We start from the raw sequence: 17897 nt of genomic DNA on the forward strand, positions 1-17897 counted from the left end.
AATGCTAAGGTTCTTATCTGATTTATAGAAACATTCATACACCAAATTGTCATACAAAGCGGTATGCTAACAGCGATATAGCTTTTCTGTGCCCACAAGGAGTGAATCATGTCATCTGCAACAACAATAAATAACCCTCCCTTTTTGGCGGAACTGGCGCGGCTGGTTGGCTCCTCGCATCTGTTAACCGATCCGGCGAAAACCCAGCGTTACCGGAAAGGTTTCCGCTCCGGCCACGGCGATGCGCTGGCGGTGGTGTTCCCCGGTACCCTGCTTGAACTATGGCGGGTGCTCAGCGCCTGCGTCCAGGCTGACAAAATTATCCTGATGCAGGCGGCGAATACCGGCCTCACCGAAGGCTCCACCCCGAGCGGCAATGATTACGATCGCGAAATCGTCATTATCAGCACGCTGCGTCTGGATAAGCTGCACCTGCTGGATAAGGGTGAGCAGGTGCTGGCCTACCCTGGCACCACTCTCTATTCACTGGAAAAAGCGCTAAAACCGCTGGGCCGCGAACCGCACTCGGTGATCGGCTCTTCCTGCATCGGCGCATCCGTCATCGGCGGTATCTGTAACAACTCCGGCGGATCGCTGGTGCAACGCGGACCGGCCTATACCGAAATGTCGCTGTTCGCGCAGATTGACGCCGACGGCAAACTGAAATTAGTCAACCATCTGGGAATCGATCTTGGCGCAACGCCGGAGCAAATCCTGAGCCGCCTCGACGATGACCGTATCAACGATGCCGACGTGCAGCACGATGGCCGCCACGCCCACGATCACGATTACGTCACCCGCGTGCGCGACGTCAACGCCGATACCCCGGCTCGCTATAACGCCGACCCGGACCGCCTGTTCGAATCCTCCGGCTGCGCCGGCAAGCTGGCGGTCTTCGCCGTCCGTCTCGATACTTTTCCGGCGGAAAAACGCCAGCAGGTGTTCTATATCGGCACCAATCAGCCGGAAGTGCTCACCGAAATCCGCCGCCACATCCTCGCTGAATTCAATAATCTGCCGGTGGCCGGTGAATATATGCACCGCGATATTTACGATATCGCCGAAAAATATGGCAAAGACACTTTCCTGATGATCGATAAGCTCGGCACCGACAAAATGCCGTTCTTCTTCACCATGAAGGGGCGCACCGACGCGATGCTGGAAAAAGTCTCCCTGTTCAAGCCGCACTTCACCGACCGCTTTATGCAGAAGCTCGGTCACGCCTTCCCGGCGCACCTGCCGGAGCGCATGAAAACCTGGCGCGATAAGTACGAACATCATCTGCTGCTGAAAATGGCCGGCGACGGCATCGAAGAAGCGCAGAAGTGGCTTACGGAGTATTTCCAGCAGGCCGAAGGCGATTTCTTTGTCTGTACCGCGGAAGAAGGCAGTAAGGCATTCCTGCACCGCTTCGCCGCCGCCGGCGCGGCGATCCGCTATCAGGCGGTACATGCCGACGAAGTGGAAGATATTCTGGCGCTGGACATCGCCCTGCGCCGCAATGACACCGAATGGTTCGAACATCTGCCGGCGGAAATCGACAGCCAGCTGGTGTACAAGCTTTACTATGGCCACTTTATGTGCCACGTCTTCCACCAGGATTACATCGTGAAGAAAGGGGTAGACGCGCACGAACTGAAGGAAAAAATGCTGGATCTGTTGAAAGCGCGCGGCGCGCAGTACCCGGCGGAGCACAACGTCGGCCATCTGTATGAAGCGGCGGAGAGTTTAAAACGCTTCTATCGCCAGAACGATCCCACCAACAGCATGAATCCGGGGATCGGCAAAACCAGCAAACAAAAATACTGGGGCGAGGCGCAGAAGCCGACGGAAGCACAATAATCGTCAACCAGGACTGTTCAGCCGCGGGGCTTCTGTATTACGCTGCACGCCGGAGAAAAAGACTCTCCGGCCAATTAGCTTGAGGAGCCCCCATGTCCGCCAAGGATAAGTTACAAGACGCCGACTTAGAGATCCGCGAAGCGTTGCCTGATGACGCGCATGCGATTGCCGCGCTGTACGTCTGGCACGTGCTTAACGGCCGCGCCTCATTTGAAGAGATCCCGCCTACCGTCGACGAAATGCGCAAGCGAATCAAAACCGTGCGCGATAACGGGCTTCCGTGGCTGGTCGCGCTGTGGCGCGGCACCATTGTCGGCTACTGCTACGCCACCTTTTACCGCCCTCGCCCGGCGTACCGCTATACGCTGGAGGAGTCGATTTACGTTGAGTCCGGCATGGGCGGGCGCGGCATCGGCAGCGCGCTGCTGACGCGCCTCATCGCGCAATGTGAACAGGGGCCGTGGCGGCAGATGCTGGCGATTATCGGCGACGGCCACAATAACGCCGCCTCGATTGCCATTCATAAGAAATTTGGCTTTACCGTTACCGGACAGCTGCGCAGCGTCGGCTATAAGATGGGCGACTGGCGCGATACCCTAATCATGCAGCGCCAGCTTGGCGACGGCGACTGGACGTTACCGGAGTGATATCAAAATTCCCGGATTGCGGCGCAATCCGGGGGAAGGACAAATTAATCGTTCTGCGCGGTCTGCGTGCCGCCTTTCAGCATCGCTTCCGCCATCTGCGCTTCACGCTGCTTTTTATAGCTCAATGCTGACGCCGGAACCGGCATCACCTTACCGGTTTCAATCCAGGTCCGTAACCGGCTGGCGTCGGCGAAGTGGGTATATTTGCCAAACGCGTCCATTACCACCAACGCTACCGGGCGTTGATTAATCACCGTACGCATAATCAGACAGTGGCCGGCGGCGTTGGTAAAGCCGGTTTTGGTCAACTGAATATTCCAGTTATCGCGATACACCAGATGGTTGGTATTGCGGAACGGCAAGGTATACGCCGGATGCGCAAAGGTGGCGGTATCTTCTTTGGTGGTGCTTAGCTGGCCGATCAGCGGATATTGTTCGCTGGCGATCAGCAGCTTAGTCAGATCGCGCGCCGTGGAGACGTTATGCACCGACAGGCCGGTCGGCTCAACATAGCGTGTATGGGTCATACCCAGCGCCTGCGCTTTGGCGTTCATCGCGCGGATAAAAGCGTTATAACCGCCAGGATAGTGGTGCGCCAGGCTGGCGGCGGCACGGTTTTCCGAAGACATCAGCGCCAGCAGCAGCATATTGCGGCGGCTGATTTGGCTGTTAAGTCGTACGCGGGAATAGATACCTTTCATCTCCGGCGTCTGGCTGATATCAACGGTCAGCATTTCGTCCAGCGGTAAATGCGCATCCAGCACTACCATAGCGGTCATCACTTTGGTAATAGACGCCATCGGGCGCACCAAATCGGGCTGGCTGGCGTAAATGATTTTCTTGGTCGCCAGATCGACGATCATCGCGCTACCGGAAGCGATATCCGGCTGTGAAGCGGCGGTTACCGCAGTGTTTTTTGCTATCGCCTGGGGCGCAAAAGGCACAGCCAGCAGCAAAGTCAGGCTGAGCAAAGAAATTCGAAAATTCGGCATTATGGGCATTCTGAAAAGTATTTTTGCACGTTATAGAACGTACGCCGCGGCGTAAAGTGAGCTACGCCGCTGGCAAACGCCATCATACCGCGTCATAACGCCCTGAGGCCAATAAGAATCGTGAGTAAATGCTGCATTGCCGACATAATTATTCATTTCTGCCGGCAATGCATTTGATTAGAAGAGTCGGTACCCGTAGCCCCACAGCACGACGGTGATCGCCAGCAGCACTTCCAGCACCAGCACCCCGATAGCCAGGGTTGAGCTGGCGAAGCTGAGCCCCTCTTCCTTATTAATACTCAGGAAGGTCGGAATACCCAGATACAACAGATAACCGGTGTAAAACAGCGCGATGGTGCCTATCAGCGCGCACAGCCATACCAGCGGATAGAGCGCCACGATCCCGCTTAAAAATAGCGGCGTCGCGACGTAGCCGGCAAAGACCATACAGCGTTTCAGCGACGGCTGCTGCGGATAGCTTCTGGCCATCCACCAGATCACCCGCCCCATCACCGCCACCCCCGCTAACATCACGGCGTAAAACAGTACCGCTAATACCAACCCGGTCATCAGCGAGAGCTTAATCACCGTACCGTCGCCGAAGTTCCAGCCGAGCTGCGTCGTACCGATAAAGGCGCAGATAACCGGAACCGCCGCCATCACCAGCACATGGTGCGTGTAGTGGTGCGAAACGGTCTCATTTTCACTCTTGATCACGCTCATCTCTTGATTAGGATGAGCGAAGAGTCCCCAGACATGGTTCATAGCGTCCCCCTTGTCACGGCTTCGTCCAGCACTGATCCAAGTATAATTCACTCTGTAGATTATTTTGTGTACAGCGATAAAAATCCGCTTCAGCGCGTTTTAATCATCAGGGTGTATGATTAACGGACTGGTAATAGTAGGAGTTTATGTTTATATGGATATCAATCACCTGATTTCCCAATACGGCTACGCGGCGCTGGTTATTGGCAGCATCGCAGAAGGTGAAACCATCACCATCCTTGGCGGCGTGGCGGCACATCAGGGTCTATTGAAGTTTCCTTTGGTGGTCATCGCCGTGGCCTTAGGCGGCATGATCGGCGATCAGCTGTTGTATTTCCTCGGGCGCCAGTTCGGCGGTAAACTACTGCGCCGCTTCTCGCGGCAGAAGGCGCGCATCCGTAAAGCGCAGCGCCTGATTCAGCGCCATCCCTATCTGTTCGTTATCGGCACCCGCTTTATGTACGGCTTTCGGGTTATCGGCCCGGTCTTGATCGGCGCCAGCCGCTTGCCGCCAAAAATATTTCTACCGCTGAATATTTTTGGCGCCATCGTTTGGGCGCTGATTTTTACTACCCTTGGCTACCTTGGCGGCGAGGCGATCGGCCCGTGGCTGCACCATCTCGATCAACACGTTAAACACTGGATCTGGCTGATCCTCGTGGTGGCGCTGGTAGTCGGGGTTCATCTGTGGCTGAAACGCCGGGAAGCGAAAAGAAAAGAGGAAGATACAGAGGATAATAATCAATAGCGGCGCTGCGCGCCGCTATTGATGCCGTTATTTCGTCGTCTGGTGATAACCGCCGCCCAGCGCGGAAGTCAGCTGAATGCTGGCGTCCAGCCACTGGCCGTGCAGACGCAGCGCGGTAATTCGCTCCTGTAGCGCAGGCAGCTTCGCCATGCTTACCCGGGAGCCGGGTAAGATACCGGCGTTCATCCGCGCCTGAGCGAGATTGACCACCCGCTGCGCGTCTTTCTCCACCTGCTGCTGCTGCTGGTTTTTCTCCATCAGCGTCTCTACCTGGCTTGCGGTTTTCGCTACCTGGTTCACCGCATCGACCACGGCTTTGTTGTATTTAGCGATCGACAGGCCGTTCTGCGCGCTGGCGATGTCGAGATTGGCGTTCAACCTGCCGCTATCAAAGATAGGCAGCGTCAGCCCGGCGGTGACGCCCATCTGCTGCGCCGAATGGCGGAACAGATCGCTTAAATGCAGCGCATCCTGTTGCAGGAACGCCATCAGGTTGATATCCGGATAAAACGCCGCTTTCGCCGCATCAACTTCGCTTAGCGAGGATTCAATATACCAGTGGGCTTCCTGCAGATCCGGACGGCGGGCCAGCAGTTCATAGCCCAGTTCGCTCGGCATTTGCGCGCTGACTGCGGGCAGCGGCGCCGCTCGCAGATTGAGCGACTGGCTCTGGCTGTTGGTTAACGCCATCAGCCGCGCTTCAATCTCTTTCATATTACCCGCCACGTCGGCCAGCTGCTGATCGGTTTTGCTGACGTTAATGTCGTTCTCCGCCCCTTCGGCAGAGTTGGTGATGCCACGCTGATAGAGCGCGGTATCGACGCTAACAATATTATTCTGTTCGCTTTTGACCTGCTGCAGCACCGTTTTCACCGCTGCTTCGGTCTGCCACTGCCAGTACAGGCGCGCCACGCTGCTGGCCAGCAGCTCGCGGGTCTGCGCCTGCTCGGCGACCTGGGCTTTCACTTCGCCGATACGCGCTTTCACCAACGCACGGTTTTTCCCCCACAGATCCAGATCCCAACCGGCAGTCAGGCCAAAGGTACCATTGGTGTACCAGGGCCCGGTGTTGCCGTCGGTATCGGTAGCGAACGGTCCCATCAGGCCTTCCGCGGACATTTTCTGCCGTTCGATATCGGCGGAGAAATCCATCTCCGGACCAAGATTCGCCTGCGACATTCGCGCCTGCGCTTCGGCCAGTTTGATGCGCTGCGCGGCAATTTGCATGTCCGGGGCATTGGCTAACGCGCGCTGAATCAGATTATCCAGCTGGGCATCGTGGTAGTCTTTCCACCAGTCGGTGTGCGGCCAGCCATTTTTTACGGCGGCGGGAAGATCCATCGAAACATGAGATGCCGGGGTTTGCTGCTTTAAAGGGCCGCCAATGTCATGGGATGGCGCGCAGCCAGCCAGCGCGATGGCCAGTGGCAGTGCCGCCAGCACGCTTTTGCTCAGTGTAAGGTTCATTCTTCAGGTCGGGTTACTTATAAAGGTTGGTCATCATAAATTAATTGAATGACGTTCGTTAAGTAAAGCGTGTGCATTGACAATGAGTCAGCTAAAAATAAACAAAGTTATTATTGGAGTTGCAATGAGTCAGAACATTTATGACGATCCCGGTTTCTTTGCCGGTTACGCCACCCTTGATCGTTCGGTGAAGGGGCTTGACGGCGCGCCGGAGTGGCCGGCAATTCAGCGCCTGCTGCCACAGCTAGACGGCCTGCGAGTAGTCGATCTCGGCTGCGGATACGGCTGGTTTTGCCGCTGGGCGCAGCAACAGGGGGCAAAACAGATAATCGGTTTCGATCTCTCCAGCCGGATGCTGGAGCGGGCGCGGGAGATGACCACCGGCGAAACTATCGAATATCGCTGCGCCGACCTGCAAACCCTGACGCTGCCCGCCGATAGCTGCGATCTGGTCTACAGTTCGCTGGCGCTGCACTATCTGCCGGATATCGCGCCGCTGTTCGCCACGCTCTATCAGGCGCTGGTTCCCGGCGGTACGCTGGTCTTCTCCGCCGAACATCCCATCTATACCGCGCCGCTGCAGCAGGGCTGGCAGGTAGATGAACAGGGGCAGAAACGCTGGCCGGTCAGCCACTATCAGCAGGAAGGCGAACGTATCAGCAACTGGTTTGCCGAGGGGGTGATTAAACAGCATCGCAAACTCTCAAGCTGGATTAACGCGCTCATCGCCGCCGGTTTTGTGCTGGAGCAGCTTGATGAGTGGGGCCCGAGCGCCGAGCAAATCGCCGCCCAACCGGCGCTGGAGGAAGAGAAAGAGCGTCCGATGATCTTTTTACTGCGCGCCGGTAAACCGGCTTAAACGGCATGCGGCCCGGAGCAACCGGGCCGCCGAACAGCTTATTCCTGCAGGCTACCGCCGTTACTGGCAATCACCGCCTGATACCAGGCGAAGCTTTTCTTCTTACGCCGTTCAAGCGTCCCCTGCCCGCGATCGTCACGATCGACATAGATAAAACCGTAGCGCTTGGACATCTCGGCCTTCGACGCGCTAACCAGATCGATTGGCCCCCAACTGGTAAAGCCCATCAGTTCAACGCCGTCAGCAATGGCTTCGCGCGCCTGCACCAGATGATCGTTGAGATAGCTGATGCGATAGTCATCGTTGATGCTGCCGTCGGCTTCGATTTTATCTTTCGCCCCCAGACCATTTTCAACGATAAACAACGGCTTCTGATAGCGGTCCCACAGTACGTTCAACAGGGTACGCAGCCCCAGCGGGTCTATCTGCCAGCCCCACTCCGAGCTTGCCAGATGCGGATTCGGCACCATGCTGAGAATGTTACCGCGCGCCTGCTGGTTCAGCGCTTCATCGGCGGTGACGCAGCCGGTCATATAGTAGCTAAAGGAGATAAAATCGACGGTCTCTTTCAGCGCTTCCCGGTCGCCGTCGGTGATGGTCAGCGTAATATCGTTTTCGCGGAAATAGCGCTGCATGTATCCCGGATAGGCACCACGGCACTGCACATCGCCGAAGAACTGCCAGCTGCGGTTTTGCTGCAGCGTTTCAAAGACATCTTCCGGCTTGCAGCTCAGCGGATACATCAACCCGCCGAGCAGCATATTGCCAATTTTCCCTTGCGGTACCAGTTCATGACAGGCTTTGACCGCCAGCGCGCTGGCCACCAGTTGGTGGTGGATAGCCTGATAGACTTCGCCTTTACTGCTACCGGCCCGCAGCCCGACGCCGGTCATTGGCGCATGTAGCGACATATTAATTTCGTTAAAGGTGAGCCACAGTTTGACCTGATTTTTATAGCGGCTGAATACCGTTTTGGCGTAGCGTTCGAAAAAGCCAATCACCTTGCGACTGCCCCAGCCGCCATAGTTTTTTACCAGCGCCCACGGCATCTCATAGTGCGATAGCGTCACCAGCGGAGTGATATTATGCGCGGCCATCTCGGCAAACAGCTTGTCGTAGAAGGCCAGCCCGGCTTCGTTCGGCTCGGCGTCATCACCGTTCGGGAAGATACGCGTCCAGGCGATCGATACCCGCAGACAGTTGAAGCCCATCTCAGCGAACAGCGCGATATCCTGCGGGTAACGATGGTAAAAATCGATCGCCACATCTTTAATACCGCTGTCGCCCGCAACGCGCTCCACGACGTCGCCGAATACCCCCTGCGGCTGCACGTCGGAGGTGGATAAACCTTTGCCATCTTCCAGATACGCCCCTTCGACCTGATTTGCCGCGGTGGCGCCGCCCCATAAAAAGCCCTGTGGGAATGTTTTCATCGCTCTCTCCTGTAATTAATGGCTGACGGACAACAGCGGCTGGCCGGCATCCACGACGCTCGTGGATACAATCTCAACGCTACGGTATTCATCGCTGTTGCTGATAATAATCGGGGTCGCCAGGTCGTAACCGGCGTCCAGAATAGCCTGACGGTCGAACTCCAGCAGCAAATCGCCGGCCTGAACTTTATCCCCCTCTTTGACATGGGCGGTAAACGGTACGCCGTCGAGTTTGACGGTATCAATGCCGACATGGATCAGTAACTCAATGCCGCTGTCGCTCAGCAGGCCGATGGCGTGTTTAGTCTGAAACAGCGAGGCGACCTCGCCAGAAAACGGGGCAATGACCTTGCCCACCGCCGGAATAATGGCCACGCCTTTACCCAGCAGTCCGCTGGCGAAGGTGCTATCCGGCACTTGGTCGAGGGCCAGCACGCTGCCGGACATCGGCGCCAGAATATCGTTTTCCGCCGCAGGCGCGACGACGACGGCGCCTTCCGCCTGGCTGCGCGGTAAGCCGGCGAAGAAGGTCAATACGCAGGCGAGAATGAAAGCCACCCCGGTGCCGATTAATCCGCCCCACACGCTAAAATCAATACCGCCGGGCGGGATCATCTGCGCCGGAAAGAAAATGTTCGGCACCCCAAAGGAATAGGCGTAGCTATTACTGAAGGCGGTGATCGCGCCGCCAATCGCGCCGGCGATACACCCGAAGATAAACGGGCGACGTAACGGCAGCGTCAGGCCATAAATGGCAGGCTCCGTGATGCCAAACAGCCCGGCGGAAAACGCGGAACCGGCCAGCATCCGCTGACGCGAATCGCGCGTGGCCAGCAGTATCCCCAGCACGGCGCCCACCTGGGCTATCACCGCCGGCAGAATAATTGGCAGCATAGAATCATGCCCCAACACGGTCATGTTATTGATCATCAACGGTATCAGCCCCCAGTGCAGGCCGAAAATAACGCATACCTGCCATAGCGCGCCCAGCACTGCGCCTGCCAGCCATGGGGCAAAAACGTAGATAACCTGATAGCCATTGGCAATCATGTGGCTCAGCCAGGTCGCCAGCGGGCCTATCACCAGAAAGGTCAGCGGCACTACCACCGCCAGGCAGATTGCCGGAGTAAAAAAGTTCTTCATCGCGGACGGCAGCACCGCGTTACTCTTCCGTTCCAGCCAGCAGCAGACCCAGGAGGCGAGGATAATCGGGATCACCGAGGAGCTATAATTGATATAGGTCACCGGTATACCGAGGAAGTGCTCCACGGGCGCCCCCGTCTGACTGGCTTCAAAGGCCTGAATCATCAGCGGGTGGGTTAATGCCCCGCCGATCACCATTGAGATAAACGGGTTGCCGCCAAACTTTTTGCCGGCGGTGTAGCCAAGAAACAGCGGGAAGAAAAAGAACAGCGCATCGCTGGCGGCAAACCAGATTTTATAGGTCCCCTGCTGCGGCGTGAGCCATCCGCAGGTTAGCGCCAGCGCCAGCAGACCTTTCAGCAGACCCGTCGCCGCCATCACGCCAATAAAAGGGGTAAAGATGCCGGAGATGATGTCGATGAGTTGACTTAATACCGAGCTTTTCGCCGCTTTCTCCTGCGGCACCGGTTCGCTGTCGTCGCTTAACCCCGCCTGCTGGCGCACTGCCAGCCAGACATCGTGAACATGGTTACCGATGACCACCTGAAACTGGCCGCCGCTTTCTACCACCATGATCACACCGGGGTTCGCCTTCAGCCCTTCGGCATCGGCCTTCGCATTATCCTTCAATTTGAAACGCAGACGTGTCGCGCAGTGAACCAGACTCACAATATTCTCTTTGCCGCCGACGCGGTGAAGAATATCCTGCGCGAGTGCTTTATATTCCATGCTCTTTTCCTTACTGCCGCTGCCCGCAGACAACCGGCGACTGAGTAGTAAAAATAAAAAAACCCGAGAACCACGCCGGTTGGCGTCGCGCTCAGGTTTTGCCTGCATCATGCAGTAACAATCCAGTTTTGTGGGGGAATTAACGCCCCTCTTTTCTTACCCGTTCAATATGAATGGCAAGAAACATAATCTCTTCGGTGGTCAGCGCCCGTTGATAATTCTTTTGCAAGTGCTTCGCCACCGTTTCCGCGCACTTCCACGCTTTGGCGTAGTTATCTTTCACCGCGCTGTGCAGCGTGACGTCGTCATCCTGCACTACCGTTCGCGTTAACATGCGCTGGGCGAAAAACTTCAGGTGGGTCACAAAGCGCTGGTAGCTGAGCGACTCTTCGTCATAGTTAAGCTGCAGCTGATACTTCACCAGTTGCAGGATCTCCTGCATCACCCGCGTCACGTGCATCACTTCCGGCATTTCGCTGTTGAGCTGCGCCGTCACCAGATGCAAAGCGATAAACCCGGCTTCATCCTCGGCAAGCTCGACGCCCAGCCGGCGGGCGATGATGGCCCTCGCCTCCTGACCCAGTTCGAACTCCTTCGGATACAGCCGTTTAATCTCCCATAGCAGCACGTTGCGAATCGCGACGCCGTTTTTCTGCCGCTCGATGGCAAAGTGACAGTGGTCAGTTAATGTGATGTACAAACTTTCCTGTAACTTTCCCAACCGCCCGCGGGCCAGGTCGATGATACGATCGCAGGTGGTCATCACTTCTAACGGTATCTGACTGAGTAATTCGCCTAAGCGGCCAACCAGTTCATCGCTTTGTAAGGCGAAGACTTTTTCAATTTTACTTTCGTCCAACGAGTCGCCCACGCGCTTTTGAAAGGCCAGCCCTCGCCCCATCACCACCTGTTCGCGCTGCTGCTCGTTGACCACTACCACCACGTTATTATTAAGTACTTTGGCGATTAGCATATGAACCCCAGAAACAAAAAAACCTGACCCCCGACAAATGCCAGGTAATCAGGTTTCGCCTGCCGAAGCAGTAGCAATCCAACTATTGCACTGTATCAACTTCTTGTGGCGACTCAAGCGCGAAGGAATAAAAACGTGATACAGCTCGCGTCGCATCGTGCAAGGATGAGTGCTAATTAATAAAGTGCGTACGGAATAACACCGCCTTATCTAATAACGTGCAATGGCGTTCGCTATCTCTGCTGAGGTTTGCAAGGTGCGAATTTCATTAAAGAGGCCAAGCGCTTCACTATATTCTTTGCGTAAATAGCCCAGCCACTGCTTAATGCGCGCCACGTGATATAAACCGGTATCCCCCTGCTTTTCCAGCTGGGTATATTTTTTGAGTAACTCAACCACCTGCGGCCACGGCATGCGCGGTTCGTTGTATTTAATTACCCGGCTGAGATTCGGCACGTTGAGCGCGCCGCGGCCAATCATCACTGAATCACAGCCGGTAGCGGCCATGCACTCCTGCGCGCTTTGCCAGTCCCAGATTTCGCCGTTAGCAACCACCGGAATAGTCAGGCGCTGGCGGATTTCTCCGATGGCCTGCCAGTTGATACGTTCAGCTTTGTAACCATCCTCTTTCGTGCGGCCATGCACCACCAGCTCGCTGGCGCCCGCCTGCTGTACCGCGTCGGCGATTTCAAAGCGCCGTTCGCCGCTGTCCCAGCCGAGGCGAACTTTCACCGTCACCGGCAGGTGATCGGGAACCGCTTCGCGCATGGCTTTCGCCCCGCGATAGATAAGCTCGGGATCTTTCAATAACGTCGCACCGCCGCCGCTGCCGTTCACCAGTTTCGATGGACAGCCGCAGTTTAAATCCACGCCCCAAGAGCCAAGCTCCACCGCGCGGGCGGCGTTTTCCGCCAGCCATTGCGGGTATTGCCCCAACAATTGCACGCGCACGCGGGTGCCGGACGGAGTACGGCTTTGATGGTGCAGTTCCGGGCACAGTCTATAGAACGATTTAACCGGCAGCAGTTGGTCCACCACGCGCAGAAATTCGGTGATGCACAGATCGTAATCGTTAACCTCGGTCAGCAGCTCGCGCACCAGCGAATCGAGCACGCCTTCCATTGGCGCCAGTAATACACGCATATCGTTACCCGGAAAAAAAAGAGGCGCTATGGTAGCGCCTCTGTGCGTCGGTTGAAAGACCTCAATACCAGACCTTAGCGTGGTTCGAGGCAGTTATCCTCTTTCCAGCCGTAAAGCCACTCGATACCGCGGTAAAATTCATCCTGCGTTTTGCCCTTCCAGAGAAGATTACGTACCTGACGTTCGACCCCCGCCGCGTGATAAATCCGCCCCATTTCACGGGTTGACCAGACAATTCGCGCGGTACGCGGAATACGCACCGACTCGTATAGCGTGAAGGCGCGAGCGGCGTCGCCGTCGCACTGCTGCAGCGCTTTGCCTATCGTTACCGCATCCTCCAGCGCCATGCAGGCGCCCTGCGCCATATATTGCGCTACCGGATGGGCGGCATCCCCAACCAGGGTAATGCGATCGTTGCCCCACTTTGCAACCGGCTCGCGGTCGGCGGTGGACCAGCGGCGCCAGGAAGTCGGCTTGTCGAGCATCTGCCGCGGGCGCGGATGAATCCCTTTAAAGTAAGAGAGCACCTCTTCTTTACTACCGTCGCGCACGCCCCACTCTTCGCTTTCGCGGCTATGGAAGGTGACCACAAGGTTGTACTGTTTGCCGCCGCGCAGCGGATAATGCACCAAATGACAATGCGGCCCGGCCCACAGTACCGGCGCGTTAATACGCAGGTCTTCCGGCATGTCGGCCGCCTCGATCACCGCGCGGTACACCACGTGGCCGGTGACCCGCGGCGCATCGCCGAGCAGACTCTGGCGCACCACTGACTTCACGCCGTCGCAGCCCAGCAGAATATCGGCGGTCCAGCTGTTACCTTTGTCATCAAAGACCGTCACGTCATCGGCGGTCTGGCGGATATCCACCACCTGAGTTGAAGTCCGGTATTCCACGCCGGGATGGGTCAGCGCGGCTTCCCAGACGGTGGCGTGAATGTCCACCCGATGGATCACCGCATACGGGCCGCCGAAATGGTCACGGAAGGCCTGCCCGGTCTCGATACGCACTACCTCTTCCCCATTCACCGCATCCATCATCGTGATATGGTCAGTAAACACCGCGCGCTGGCGCGCCACTTCGCCGACGCCGAGGCTATCCAGTGCTGAAAACGCATTCGGCCCCAGCTGAATACCGGCGCCGATTTCACCGATTTCATGCGCCTTTTCCAGCAGCATCACTTTGATCCCCTGGCGCGCCAGAGAGAGCGCCGTCGCCGCGCCGCCAATGCCGCCGCCAACGATAATTGCTCGCGTCACTTTCGCCATTTTCCCTCCTCCCTAGGCCGGAATTTTGTCTTGTTGATTTTCCGGCGCGGCGGCGATAAACGCCGGTAGCCGGGTACAGGCGTCGTAAACCGCCTGGCAGCGCGGATAATGGCTCAAATCACACCCCATCCGCTGCGCGTTGGCCCATTGCGGCACCAGACAACAGTCGGCGAGCGTTGGTCTATCGCCGACGCAGAAAGCGCCGGATTTCGATTGTCGCAGCAGTTGCTCCAGCGCGCTCAGTCCCTGCTGGATCCAGTGGGCGTACCAGCGTTTTTTGTCCGCTTCGCTGACCTTCAACTCATCGCTAAGGTAGCGCAAGACCCGCATGTTATTAATCGGATGAATATCGCAGGCGATGGCGTAGACCATCTCCAGCACCCGCATCCGCGCGGGATCTTCCTGCGGCAGCAGCGGCATTTGTGGGTAGTGGCGGTCAAGCCAGTCAACAATCGCCAGCGACTGACCCAGCGATTCACCGTCATCGGTGATAAGCGTCGGCACCAGCCCAACCGGATTTAGCCGCCGGTACTCCAGCGCATTCTGCGCCCCGATGCGGATATTCACCCCAACGCTCTGATAATCGATGCCCTTGAGGGCCAGCGCGATGCGCACCCGATATGAGGCAGAGCTATTAAAAAAACTGTACAGCTTCATTGTTCACCTCACACCACGCGCACGGCGATAGGCGTCAGTCCGTCTACGTTACCGGTAATCACATCACCCTTCACCACCGCGCCGACGCCCTCCGGCGTGCCGGTGAAAATCAGATCGCCGGGCTGTAGTTCAAAAAAGCCCGAGAGATAGCTGATGGTTTCATTTACCGACCAGATGAGGTGGCGTATATCGCTACGCTGATGATCTTCACCATTCACCTGCAGCCAGATTCCGGCCTGATTCACCTCGCGCGCCTCGGCGGCTTTATGCAGCGGCGCGACAGGAGCGGAAAGATCGAACGCTTTACCTATCTCCCACGGGCGCCCCATCTGGCGCATCTCCATCTGGCGGTCGCGGCGGGTCATATCGAGTCCGGTGGCATAGCCCCAGATATATTCCTGCGCCTGCTCCAGCGGGATGTCGCGTCCCGCCTTGCCGATGGCGACCACCAGCTCAATCTCGTAGTGATAGTTGTCGGTCTGCGCCGGATACGGCAGATCCAGCGTTTCGCCAGCCGCCACCGGCACAACCGCATCCGCCGGTTTACAAAAGAAGAAAGGTGGTTCGCGATCCGGATCGAAGCCCATTTCACGAGCGTGGGCGGCATAGTTACGGCCAACGCAGTAAACGCGGCGTACCGGGAACTGCTCATCGCTGCCAACAACCGGGATACTAATCGGCGCCTGGGGAGCAAAAACGTATTGAGTCATGATGGTTTTCCTTCTTATTAATAACGCGCTTCGCGGAACAGGCCTAAGGCCTCCTGTACCGGACGGTCCGAGAAGCTGAATAACACGCACTCTTCGCTGGCGTTGAACGATACGCCGTGCCAGGTTGGCGCCACGAAGATGTCTTTCGCCTGGAATGCAAAGGTTTGTTCGCCAATCGTCACCTGGCCGCTACCTTCTACTACGTGGTAGATGGTGCTATCGGTGGTTTTCGCCACCCGCGACCGGAACCCTTTCGGCAACAGTTGCAGGAAAGCGCCCATTGAGGGCATCGGATAGCCGCCGGTGACCGGGTTGACGTAGCGCATCTTGTAGCCGTCCCATTCGTCAGCCTCGCCAAGATGGGTCAGGTCGTGCAGCGCCTCGCGGCTACGGTCGTAGCGGTAGTTAAAAATCGGCGAGGAATTTCCCACCTGATGGCGCAGCGGCAGCATATTGGCAGCATAGCGCGGCAGGTAATCGCCCTCTTTACGCGTCACCGGCTGCTGCTCCTGCGGATAATCTTCAGCAAATCCGCAGCCGAGATAGTTGACCAGCGGTAAATCGAGACCATCGAGCCAGACCACCGGTTCATCGCCAGGATTGCCGTGATCGTGCCAGCGCCACTGCGGAGTCAGAATAAAATCGCCGGGGCGCATTGGCGTGCGCTCGCCGTCGACGGCGGTGAACGCGCCGTGGCCTTCCACGATAAAGCGCAGCGCCGACTGATTGTGACGGTGGCTCGGCGCCACCTCGCCCGGCATGATGAGCTGCAGGCCGGCATACAGCGACGCGGTAATGGACGACTGGCCGCGCAGCTGCGGGTTCTCCAGCACCAGTACCCGACGCACCGCCTCTTTAGCGCCGATTAACTGCCCGCTTTCCAGCAGCAGCGGGCGAATTTCCTGATAGTTCCAGTACGCCGGGGCGCAGTTGGCATTCGGTGTTTGCGGGACCAGGTAGTGCAAGGATTCCCACAGCGGGGTCAGATTCTGCCCGGCAATATGCTGGTAGAACTGCTGGCGTTCGCGGTTCGATTGCGGAGTAGATAGGGTCATTATTGTTCTCCTTATTTATTCGCGACACCCGCAGAGGGCAGCGCGTCGGGTACAGATCCAGGACGGCGAACCGCCAGCATCAGCATGATGAGCATCACCGCGCCGATCGCCGCCGGTACCGCTATAACGTAAAACAGCGTGTCGAAAGAGAAATTCATCGCCATCATCATGCCGCCGGAGAGCGAACCAACGATGGCGCCGCAGCGGCCGATGGCGTTGGACCAGCTGACCCCGGTCGCGCGGCTCTGGGTTGGGTAAAGGGTGGCGGTCAGCGCATTCAGGCCCACCTGCGAACCACTCACGCCAATTCCAGTGCCGAAAATCGCCAGCGCCATCAGCCACAATCCGTTTTCGCTTAAACCGATCATCACGATGCACAACGCGCCCAGGCAATAACTTAGCGCCAGTACAAAGAAGGGATTGAAACGGTCCATCAGGATGCCGAGCAACAGTGCGCCGAGCGTGCCGCCCACCTGAAACGCGGCGGTCACCCACGAAGCGTGCTGTAAATCGATACCACGATGGTTAAGCAGCGTCGGCATCCAGCTGGAGAGCAAATAGATAATCAGCAGGCTCATAAAGAACACCACCCAGAGCATTAAGGTGATCGCCAGTTGTCGGCCGGCAAACAGCTGGCTAATACTGCCTTTCGGCCCGGCTGCCGGTTCGTCGAGCCAGAAATGGGTCTCGGGATAGCGCTCGCCGGTGATAGCGCTGACGGTTCTGGCGATGGTCGCCTGCGGCAGCCCGCGACGAACCTGCCAGCGCGGCGATTCCGGCAGCGCCCACAGCAGCGCGACGGCCAGCAGCAGCGGCAGGATCCCGCCTAAGGCCAGAATGCCGTGCCAGCCGATATGCGCCACCAGTTGGGCGCTCACCACGCCGCCCAGCGCCGAACCGAGCGTGAAGCCGCAGAACATCAGGGTAACTAACGCGCCGCGGCGGCGGGCGGGCAGATATTCCGAAGTCATGGTGATGGTGTTGGGCATCGCCCCGCCTAATCCCAGACCGGTGAGGAAACGCAGAAAAACCAGCATCTCTAGATTCGTCGAGAATGCGGAGAGCAGACTAAACAGGCCAAACAGCGCCACGCAAAACTCAATCACCCGTTTACGACCGAAACGGTCGGAAAGCGGGCCGCAGAGCAGCGCCCCGGCGGTCAATCCCAATAGTCCGGCGCCAAACAGCGGCGCGAGGTCGCTGGCGCTCAATTGCCAATGAACGCGGATATCGGGAGCGATAAAGCCAATGGCGGCGGTGTCAAATCCATCAAGCATCACCACCAGAAAACAGCAGATAATCACACGCCACTGCAGGGCGCCAACCGGCGCTGCGTTAAGTAACGTCTGTAGTTCACGTCGTTGAGCCATAATGATGCCTCAGTGCAGGTCAGGGTAGATGTTGTATTTATTTCTTTTATGTTGCGATTTTGTAACCATGGCGATGAAATGTACAATGGCTTTTCG

16 protein-coding genes are annotated in these 17897 nt (G+C 57.3%); 4 read left to right on the top strand and 12 right to left on the bottom strand.

Annotated features, from left to right (window positions below):
• The first annotated feature begins 108 nt into the window (after positions 1–108).
• Positions 109–1842 (top strand): D-lactate dehydrogenase, encoded by a 1734-nt coding sequence (dld, locus tag EAE_RS24035; RefSeq protein ID WP_015706094.1) that lies wholly within the window; start codon positions 109–111, stop codon positions 1840–1842.
• Between the two features lie 92 nt (positions 1843–1934).
• A complete protein-coding gene (locus EAE_RS24040; protein ID WP_015706095.1) occupies positions 1935–2489 on the top strand; it encodes a GNAT family N-acetyltransferase in 555 nt (184 codons plus the stop codon).
• Between the two features lie 44 nt (positions 2490–2533).
• Here the strand turns inward: EAE_RS24040 and pbpG are convergent, their stop codons facing one another.
• On the bottom strand, positions 2534–3481 hold the full coding sequence (gene pbpG, locus EAE_RS24045; protein WP_015706096.1) for a D-alanyl-D-alanine endopeptidase: 948 nt from the start codon (positions 3479–3481) through the stop codon (positions 2534–2536).
• Between the two features lie 177 nt (positions 3482–3658).
• Positions 3659–4246, bottom strand: coding sequence for a Yip1 family protein (locus EAE_RS24050; RefSeq protein ID WP_015365733.1), 588 nt, complete (start codon positions 4244–4246; stop codon positions 3659–3661).
• A 154-nt stretch (positions 4247–4400) separates the two neighbouring features.
• On the opposite strand from EAE_RS24050, the gene EAE_RS24055 reads away from it, so the two are divergent.
• The gene (locus EAE_RS24055; protein WP_015706097.1) at positions 4401–4994 is read left to right on the top strand and encodes a DedA family protein; all 594 of its coding nucleotides are present in this window, start codon (positions 4401–4403) and stop codon (positions 4992–4994) included.
• Between the two features lie 27 nt (positions 4995–5021).
• On the opposite strand, the gene mdtQ is transcribed toward EAE_RS24055, so the two are convergent.
• Positions 5022–6461: a multidrug resistance outer membrane protein MdtQ gene (mdtQ, locus tag EAE_RS24060; RefSeq protein WP_047079275.1), complete on the bottom strand. Its 1440-nt coding sequence runs from the start codon at positions 6459–6461 to the stop codon at positions 5022–5024.
• A 124-nt stretch (positions 6462–6585) separates the two neighbouring features.
• Between mdtQ and EAE_RS24065 the strand changes: the two genes are divergently transcribed.
• On the top strand, positions 6586–7320 hold the full coding sequence (locus EAE_RS24065) for a class I SAM-dependent methyltransferase (RefSeq protein ID WP_015706099.1): 735 nt from the start codon (positions 6586–6588) through the stop codon (positions 7318–7320).
• Between the two features lie 38 nt (positions 7321–7358).
• Here EAE_RS24065 and EAE_RS24070 read toward each other — a convergent pair whose 3' ends face one another.
• The 9 genes from EAE_RS24070 to mhbT all read right to left on the bottom strand — a co-directional run bounded on the left by EAE_RS24070 (position 7359) and on the right by mhbT (position 17801).
• On the bottom strand, positions 7359–8753 hold the full coding sequence (locus tag EAE_RS24070) for a glycoside hydrolase family 1 protein (RefSeq protein WP_015706100.1): 1395 nt from the start codon (positions 8751–8753) through the stop codon (positions 7359–7361).
• Positions 8754–8768: 15 nt separating this feature from the next.
• Positions 8769–10736 carry a PTS beta-glucoside transporter subunit IIABC gene (bglF, locus tag EAE_RS24075; RefSeq protein WP_164926762.1) on the bottom strand — a complete coding sequence of 656 codons (1968 nt, stop codon included), beginning with the start codon at positions 10734–10736 and terminating at the stop codon, positions 8769–8771.
• A gap of 28 nt (positions 10737–10764) precedes the next feature.
• Complete coding sequence (bglG, locus tag EAE_RS24080) at positions 10765–11598, bottom strand: transcriptional antiterminator BglG (protein WP_015365726.1); 834 nt, start codon at positions 11596–11598, stop codon at positions 10765–10767.
• A gap of 210 nt (positions 11599–11808) precedes the next feature.
• Entirely contained in the window at positions 11809–12741 is a 933-nt protein-coding gene (gene dusC / locus EAE_RS24085) for a tRNA dihydrouridine(16) synthase DusC (RefSeq protein WP_015706102.1), read from the bottom strand.
• 74 nt (positions 12742–12815) lie between these two features.
• A complete protein-coding gene (locus tag EAE_RS24090) occupies positions 12816–14009 on the bottom strand; it encodes a 3-hydroxybenzoate 6-monooxygenase (protein WP_015706103.1) in 1194 nt (397 codons plus the stop codon).
• 12 nt (positions 14010–14021) lie between these two features.
• A complete protein-coding gene (maiA, locus tag EAE_RS24095) occupies positions 14022–14666 on the bottom strand; it encodes a maleylacetoacetate isomerase (RefSeq protein ID WP_015706104.1) in 645 nt (214 codons plus the stop codon).
• Positions 14667–14674: 8 nt separating this feature from the next.
• Entirely contained in the window at positions 14675–15376 is a 702-nt protein-coding gene (locus tag EAE_RS24100; protein ID WP_015365722.1) for a fumarylacetoacetate hydrolase family protein, read from the bottom strand.
• Between the two features lie 17 nt (positions 15377–15393).
• Positions 15394–16431, bottom strand: coding sequence for a gentisate 1,2-dioxygenase (gene gtdA / locus EAE_RS24105; RefSeq protein WP_015706105.1), 1038 nt, complete (start codon positions 16429–16431; stop codon positions 15394–15396).
• A gap of 11 nt (positions 16432–16442) precedes the next feature.
• Positions 16443–17801, bottom strand: a complete 1359-nt coding sequence (mhbT, locus tag EAE_RS24110) for a 3-hydroxybenzoate transporter MhbT (RefSeq protein WP_015365720.1) — start codon at positions 17799–17801, stop codon at positions 16443–16445.
• Between the last annotated feature and the right edge of the window lie 96 nt (positions 17802–17897).

Source organism: Klebsiella aerogenes KCTC 2190 (assembly GCF_000215745.1).
Taxonomy (GTDB): Bacteria; Pseudomonadota; Gammaproteobacteria; order Enterobacterales; family Enterobacteriaceae; genus Klebsiella; species Klebsiella aerogenes.

Bases quoted from the DNA above. Each gene is read 5' to 3' on its own strand.
- maiA (WP_015706104.1), bottom strand. From the start codon at position 14,666: ATGAAGCTGTACAGTTTTTTTAATAGCTCTGCCTCATATCGGGTGCGC.
- mdtQ (WP_047079275.1), bottom strand. From the start codon at position 6,461: ATGAACCTTACACTGAGCAAAAGCGTGCTGGCGGCACTGCCACTGGCC.
- bglF (WP_164926762.1), bottom strand. From the start codon at position 10,736: ATGATGCAGGCAAAACCTGAGCGCGACGCCAACCGGCGTGGTTCTCGG.
- EAE_RS24100 (WP_015365722.1), bottom strand. From the start codon at position 15,376: ATGACTCAATACGTTTTTGCTCCCCAGGCGCCGATTAGTATCCCGGTT.
- EAE_RS24050 (WP_015365733.1), bottom strand. From the start codon at position 4,246: ATGAACCATGTCTGGGGACTCTTCGCTCATCCTAATCAAGAGATGAGC.
- bglG (WP_015365726.1), bottom strand. From the start codon at position 11,598: ATGCTAATCGCCAAAGTACTTAATAATAACGTGGTGGTAGTGGTCAAC.
- EAE_RS24040 (WP_015706095.1), top strand. From the start codon at position 1,935: ATGTCCGCCAAGGATAAGTTACAAGACGCCGACTTAGAGATCCGCGAA.
- EAE_RS24065 (WP_015706099.1), top strand. From the start codon at position 6,586: ATGAGTCAGAACATTTATGACGATCCCGGTTTCTTTGCCGGTTACGCC.
- EAE_RS24070 (WP_015706100.1), bottom strand. From the start codon at position 8,753: ATGAAAACATTCCCACAGGGCTTTTTATGGGGCGGCGCCACCGCGGCA.
- dusC (WP_015706102.1), bottom strand. From the start codon at position 12,741: ATGCGTGTATTACTGGCGCCAATGGAAGGCGTGCTCGATTCGCTGGTG.
- EAE_RS24055 (WP_015706097.1), top strand. From the start codon at position 4,401: ATGGATATCAATCACCTGATTTCCCAATACGGCTACGCGGCGCTGGTT.
- pbpG (WP_015706096.1), bottom strand. From the start codon at position 3,481: ATGCCGAATTTTCGAATTTCTTTGCTCAGCCTGACTTTGCTGCTGGCT.
- EAE_RS24090 (WP_015706103.1), bottom strand. From the start codon at position 14,009: ATGGCGAAAGTGACGCGAGCAATTATCGTTGGCGGCGGCATTGGCGGC.
- mhbT (WP_015365720.1), bottom strand. From the start codon at position 17,801: ATGGCTCAACGACGTGAACTACAGACGTTACTTAACGCAGCGCCGGTT.
- gtdA (WP_015706105.1), bottom strand. From the start codon at position 16,431: ATGACCCTATCTACTCCGCAATCGAACCGCGAACGCCAGCAGTTCTAC.
- dld (WP_015706094.1), top strand. From the start codon at position 109: ATGTCATCTGCAACAACAATAAATAACCCTCCCTTTTTGGCGGAACTG.